This window comes from Nodosilinea nodulosa PCC 7104, assembly GCF_000309385.1.
Classification (GTDB): Bacteria; Cyanobacteriota; Cyanobacteriia; order Phormidesmidales; family Phormidesmidaceae; genus Nodosilinea; species Nodosilinea nodulosa.
In genome coordinates this window covers 3709965-3716406 of the sequence record NZ_JH976537.1, presented here as the reverse complement: position 1 = coordinate 3716406, position 6442 = coordinate 3709965, and the positions used below count along the sequence as shown (strand labels likewise).

The following is a 6442-nucleotide window of genomic DNA, read 5'->3' as shown; positions in this document are numbered from 1 at the left end:
ACTCCATAGGTAGGGTTGCCCATCAGCACCGCCGGATTGTCGCTGGCCGCCGTATTGGCTATCCGCATCAGGTCACGTCCCGAGGTGAGGTAGCGGAACTGGTAGGTCTCAACCAGGTACTGGTTAGATTCATCCACCAGGGCTTCAAAGGGAATCAGGCTGAGGGCACCGTCAGGGGAGAGAAACACCGTTGTAGTACTGCCCAGTGCCGCTCGCACCGGGGCCATCACCAGCGCATCGAGTGCCTGGGCCTCTTCCTTGACCTGAAAGAGGGGAGTATTGGGGGACGCTAAGCTCGTCGAGAACGTCCGGACAGCCATATCAACCGCATCGGCAGGCCCCAGATCTAGGCCTTGAAGGGTGCCATCTGCCGCGAGGATGTAGGCCGCATAGCGAGAGGGGCCAAAGCGCTCTGACCTTGATGCGGTGGGATCAAAAGGCTGATAGCGGATGAACTCAACTAACGCGGTATCGTCGGGGAGGGTGGCCTGGATGTCGGCTACGGTGGGAGAGGTCGTGAGGTCAGCAAACGCTGAACTCCGGCGGCTAAGCTGATCTTCGAGGGTGGTGAGCTGTTCTTCGAGGGACTGGCGCTGGGCTTGATAGGCCTCGACAGATAGGTCAGGCGGTGGGCTGAGGGTCAGATTAGAGAGTTGGGTGTTGGTGGTATTCAACTCATCCAAAAGAGTGATGGCCCCAGGGTCATCGGCTAGTTGGGCGCGCAGGTTGGTAAACAGGTCGAGAATGCGGCCTTTGCGCTGCACAAGGGTGGTCAGCGCCAGTTGTGCCGCCGTCGCATCGGTGGGCAGGTCATTGAGATGAAGACTGATAACAGCATTAGTCGTCCCTGCCATGGTAGCCAGGTACTCACGCTTGTGGGCATCAGAGCCCCCGACCAGGTTGCGGCTGAGAACCGTTTCTTCGATGGCCAGGCCTCGGCTCAAATAGGTGAGAGTCGGTTGCAGTTGGCCTTGAGCGTGGTAGAGCGCGGCCAGATTATTGAGGCTTTGGGCGGTAGCGGGATGGTCGGGGCCTAAGGCTTGCTCACTTATCGCCAGGGCGCGCTGATAGAGCGCTTTGGCCTCTGGGTAGCGCCCCTGCGACTCGTACAGCGCGGCTAGATTATTGAGGCTTCTGGCGGCATCGGGATGGTCGGGGCCTAAGGCTTGCTCAGTGATCGCTAGGGCGCGCTGATAGAGCGGTTCGGCCTCTGGGTAGCGCCCCTGCGACTGGTACAGCCCAGCCAGATTATTGAGGCTCCCAGCCGTAGCGGGATGGTCGGGGCCCAAGGCTTGTTCATAGATTGCCAGGGCGCGTAGATAGAGCGGTTCGGCCTCTGGGTAGCGCCCCTGCGAAAAGTACAGCGCGGCCAGATTATTGAGGCTGGTAGCGGCATCGGGATGGTCGGGGCCTAAGGCTTGCTCTCGAATCGCCAGGGCGCGCTGAAAGATCGGTTCGGCCTCTGGGTAGCGCCCCTGCGAAACGTACAGCGCGGCCAGATTATTGAGGCTGGTGGCGGTAGCGGGATGGTCGGGGCCTAAGGCTTGCTCTCGAATCGCCAGAGCGCGCTGATAGAGCGGTTCGGCCTCTGGGTAGCGCCCCTGCGACTCGTACAGCGCGGCCAGACTACTGAGGCTGAGGGCGGTATCGGGATGGTCGGGGCCTAAGGCTTGCTCTCGAATCGCCAGGGCGCGCTGATAGAGCGGTTCGGCCTCTGGGTAGCGCCCCTGCGACTTGTACAGCGCGGCCAGATTATTGAGGCTGGTGGCGGTAGAGGGATGGTCGGGACCTAAGGCTTGCTCATAGATGGCCAGGGCACGCTGATAGAGCGGTTCGGTCTCTGGGTAGCGCCCCTGCGACTTGTACAGCGCGGCCAGATTATTGAGGCTGGCGGCGGTCTCGGGATGGTCAGGGCCTAGGGCTTGCTCTCGAATCGCCAGGGCGCGCAGATAGAGCGGTTCGGCCTCTGGGTAGCGCCCCTGCGACTCGTACAGTCCGGCCAGATTGTTGAGGCTGGTGGCGGTAGCTGGATGGTCGGGGCCTAAGGCTTGCTCTCGAATCGCCAGGGCGCGCAGATAGAGCGGTTCGGCCTCTGGGTAGCGCCCCTGCGACTCATACAGCGCGGCCAGACTACTGAGGCTGAGGGCGGTATCGGGATGGTCGGGGCCTAAGGCTTGCTCTCGAATCGCCAGGGCGCGCTGATAGAGCGGTTCCGCCTCTAGGTAGCGCCCCTGCGACTCGTACAGCGCGGCTAGATTATTGAGGCAGATGGCGGTAGCGGGATGGTCGGGGCCTAAGGCTTGCTCAGCGATTGCCAGGGCGCGCTGATAGAGCGGTTCGGCCTCGGTGTAGCGCCCCTGCGACGCGTACAGCAAGGCCAGATTATTGAGGCTTTGGGCGGTATCGGAATGGTTAGGGCCTAAGGCTTGCTCCCGGATCACCAGGGCGCGCTGATAGAGCGGTTCGGCCTCTGGGTAGCGCCCCTGCGACTCGTACAGTCCGGCCAGATTGTTGAGGCTGGTGGCGGTAGCTGGATGGTCGGGGCCTAAGGCTTGCTCTCGAATCGCCAGGGCGCGCAGATAGAGCGGTTCGGCCTCTGGGTAGCGCCCCTGCGACGCGTACAGCGCGGCCAGATTATTGAGGCTGATGACGGTATCGGGATGGTCAGGGCCTAAGGCTTGCTCTCGAATCGCCAGGGCGCGCTCGGCTAAAGGAATGGCTTCAGTGTAGCGGCCTGAACCATAGAGGTCTATCGCCTGTTGGTTGAGTTGATTCGCCAGGGCCAGGTCTTGCTCTTGATCGGTGGCGATGCGCCACTCAAGTTGGTATTGCCCCGTCTGACCCGCTTCAAAGGTATTGGCAACAATAGTGTAGGTACCCGTTGCAGGCAAGGTAATCATAATCTGGGAATTGGTACCCCCTGCTCCATCATCATCTTCAGCAAGCGTCGTCTCATCGAGGCCGTCCAGCATGAGGTAGGCATCGAAATCCTCACTGGTGAGTTCGATGACAAGCACTTCGCCAGCCGTGCCCTCAAAGGTGTGAGTGGCATAGTAACTGCCATCGTCAAGCTGATTAGAGTTTTGGTCTAGGCGGCCCGTTACTGTTTGAGGTGTACGAGCAGTCGCTTGTTGGGCAACCAACCCTGGGGCGGCCTTAACCGCTGCATTGACGCCGCCCAGCAGGGCCGTGCAAAGGCTGGTCACAGCCAGGATGCTTTTCCAGTCAGAGGGCTTAACCACCATAGGAACACCATTAAAAGTAGGGGCCTGGCAAGGGAGATAGCTAGAACGGTATTAGGCTGGCGAACCCATCGTGCTTAGCCTAACTATAGGGTTGAGGCAGCCGATTTCGGTCATTAGGAGGGGGCTACCAAATGCGATAGTTGCTCAATGCGAGTTTGCAACTCGTCTACCTGCTCAAGATCCCCCAGGTTTTGATAGAGACCCTGAGCCGCCTGTAGATGCTCAACGGCATCTGCATACTCTGTTTGCCCCTGCGCAACATCTCCCAGTCCCCAATGACTCTCAGCCTGAAGTTCTGGCTGCCCTGCCGCTTCGGCATAGGCTAACGCCTCTTCGTATCGTTCTTGAGCCAACAGGGGGAGCCCTATTCTCAAATATGTATCTGCCTGCAATAAGTAAACTCGGCTATCCTCCGTCCCCGCCTGGATTCTGGTTTCCAACACATCAATGGCGGCTTGGTTGAGCGCGTAGGCCCTCCGGTCAGGGTCACTGTGTTCAAACTCAAAATACGCCAGGGCGATCGCAATGGACTCTTCATCGGGCTCTAGCTGCTCTGCCTTGATCGCTTCTACTTGGGCATTGACGCGATCGCTCTCAGTTTCAGGTAATATTTGAAACCCAACTTGCTCTCCCAAACCAGACGAAATGCCCTCGTCAGTGGTGATGACAATGAGGTAGAGATAGTTAGGTTCTAAGGATTCCAGTTCATGGTAAACCGCCTCAGTGCCAGTCACTTGAACTTCCCAGTCAATTCTATCAATCTCGACTGTGTAGGATGAGGCCCCAACAACAGGATGCCATTGCAGCGTTAGCGCATCGGTTCCAATTAAAGCGGTATTACGGGGAGTCAGCACATTGGGCAACGATTCATCAAAGGGAGCCCGTGACGAATTTCTCGACCCTCGATTGCGAACGTTTCGCTTTGGGAAAATAAAGTCCAAAAAACTGATCTGAAGATTTTCGGACACACCGTCAGGATGTTGACTGCTCGCATGACCCCGCACCGGCTGTGAGATCGTCACCACAGCGCCTAAGATCAGCACCATAATCTGAACTAGAGAGGTAAAGCGTTTGTTTGACATACCTTTTCGTAATTGAGTCCTACAGCATCAAATCGGTCGCGAGCCATTGTTAGCCAGGCATTCTCTTCAGGATTGCTGCGATCGCCAGCCTGGCAACAGCGCTGCCAGGCTGGTAGTACGTCTTTCTGCCCTGTGGCCTCTCTGACTTGAGCAAGTAAACAGTAGGCTGATCCAGGGTTAGCAACATACTCTTGTTCAGAAGCTGGCAGTTGCTCATAGATTGAGATTGCCTCATCTAAGGCAGATGCGGCCAATGTGTACTCTTCCTGTTGAAGCAAGGCCCAGCCCAAGTTTTTATGAAGACTGAATCGAGTTTCTGGAAAGCTTTTCTGCTCATCTGCTAACGTGAATCCCTGATTTAACAGCGCTAAGGATTTATTCAAGTTGTTTTCAGGCGATTGCAGATATAACCGAGCCAAGTTGTTATAGGCCTCCGGGAAATCGCCTCGAACTGCAATCAAGTATTGGGTTTCAGCCTTATCCAGTTCTTGGATGTCTTCGTAAAGGGTACCGAGATTGTACTGGGCATCCACGTTGTCTGGGTTCAGCGCAATCGCTCGATTGTAGTTTTGCTCCGCTGTCCCCAGTTTGCCCTCTTCCTGAAGCGTTTGCCCCCGTGTGTTGTACTGCTTCGAAATCATCGGCAGCGTTAGCCAAAAGGCAAACAGGGCTAGCGCCAGCAGAGCCGTAGACCCAAACCTAAAGCGAATCTGCTGCCCCGACTTAGAGAGCCCAAAGCGATCGAACAAGAGCTGGACCCCCTCATTGCCCGCATCGGTGAAGTCGCTGCGGGCCTTCAGCAGGGTCAGCAGGTTCGACAGCGCAATGGCCGAAAGCCCCGCTACCCCAGCTCCACCCAGCAAAAATCGACCGCTAATATTTAGCAACAGCCCAATGCTGATGGCCCAGGCCAGCGTCGTCGCTCCTTTAAACACCCAGTCACTCGGATGCTTTTGAGGCGTCTTCAATGCTTCATCTAAAAACCACCACCACTGCTCTGGCGGTTTCGGAAAGCTTTGGCGGTAGGTGCTGAAATTGAGCTGTTCAGCCATAACCGCCGCCTGGTCTTTCAGCTGGCGATCGAGGGCATGAATCTCACTCAACAGATGGGCCTTGGGCGGGGGCGACTGCGCTAGCTCTACATGCAGCACATCGCGAGCATTCAAAACGGTCAGCACTTGCTGTTCTTGAGGGCTCTGTTCTGTGAGAAAAGGAGACAGGGCCTCTCGATAAGCGGTTAGAAGGGCACCAAAAGCGTGAGGAGGCATGGGCTTAACAACAGGGGCAATGGACTTATCCTAAATTAGAGGGTGGAACACACCTCCCTTTATGGCTGTAGAGGCCGCCAATCTCCCGAGCCAATGAACGCCGCCCAGTAGTAGGGGTGCGCATATTGCGCATACTCAGGATCTTGCGAAAACGCCAACTGGGTGTCTCGCAACGCGACATCACGAGGGGTTCCCGAGAGTAATTTCTCGTAGTACACCACCATCAGCGTCTGGGTCGCATCATCGCTCACCTTCCACAGGCTGATCACCTGGCTCTGAGCACCGGCCAGCACAAAGGCTCGACGCAAGCCGTATAGCCCCTCCCCAGTAGAGAGTGCGCCCAGCCCAGTCTGGCAGGCCGAGAGCACCACTAGTTGAGTGCCCCGCAGCTTCAGCCCAGTGACTTCCAAAGCCGTCAGGATGCCATTTTCAACAATGTCATTTTGACCTGACCCACTCTCGCCTATTTCTGCCCCTGCTAGAATCAATCCTGATTGCAGTAGAGGGTTAATGGTTTCCTCTACAGGCTCAAAGAAGCCATGGGTGGCAATGTGCAAAATGCTGGGCTCAGCCTGCTGCTTAATAGCGGCTTCGGTGGCATTGGTCTGGGCGTAAACCCGTGGGCTGGGCAGCAGGGGAGCAATCCGATCAACCTCTACCTGAGTGCCCGGTAGAGCCGGAAAAATGTGGTTCTTAACGTCAATGGCGCGCGTATCGGCCTGGGCCACCAGGACTCCAGCAACTCCATAGGTAGGGTTGCCCATCAGCACCGCCGGATTGTCGCTGGCCGCCGTATTGGCTATCCGCATCAGGTCACGTCCCGAGGTGAGGTAGCGGAACTGGTAGG

Annotated in this window: 4 protein-coding genes; all 4 read right to left on the bottom strand. The window is 57.1% G+C overall.

Annotated elements, in window-relative coordinates:
- A partial coding sequence (locus LEPTO7104_RS37090) for a tetratricopeptide repeat protein (protein ID WP_051158508.1) occupies window positions 1–3245 on the bottom strand: 3245 nt, incomplete at its 3' end.
- Window positions 3246–3358: 113 nt separating this feature from the next.
- Window positions 3359–4327: a hypothetical protein gene (locus tag LEPTO7104_RS0117155; RefSeq protein ID WP_155523674.1), complete on the bottom strand. Its 969-nt coding sequence runs from the start codon at window positions 4325–4327 to the stop codon at window positions 3359–3361.
- Complete coding sequence (locus LEPTO7104_RS0117150; protein WP_017299813.1) at window positions 4300–5595, bottom strand: tetratricopeptide repeat protein; 1296 nt, start codon at window positions 5593–5595, stop codon at window positions 4300–4302. Before LEPTO7104_RS0117150 ends, LEPTO7104_RS0117155 begins: the two co-directional genes overlap by 28 nt.
- A 59-nt stretch (window positions 5596–5654) precedes the next feature.
- A partial coding sequence (locus LEPTO7104_RS34285) for a CHAT domain-containing protein (protein WP_040695514.1) occupies window positions 5655–6442 on the bottom strand: 788 nt, incomplete at its 5' end.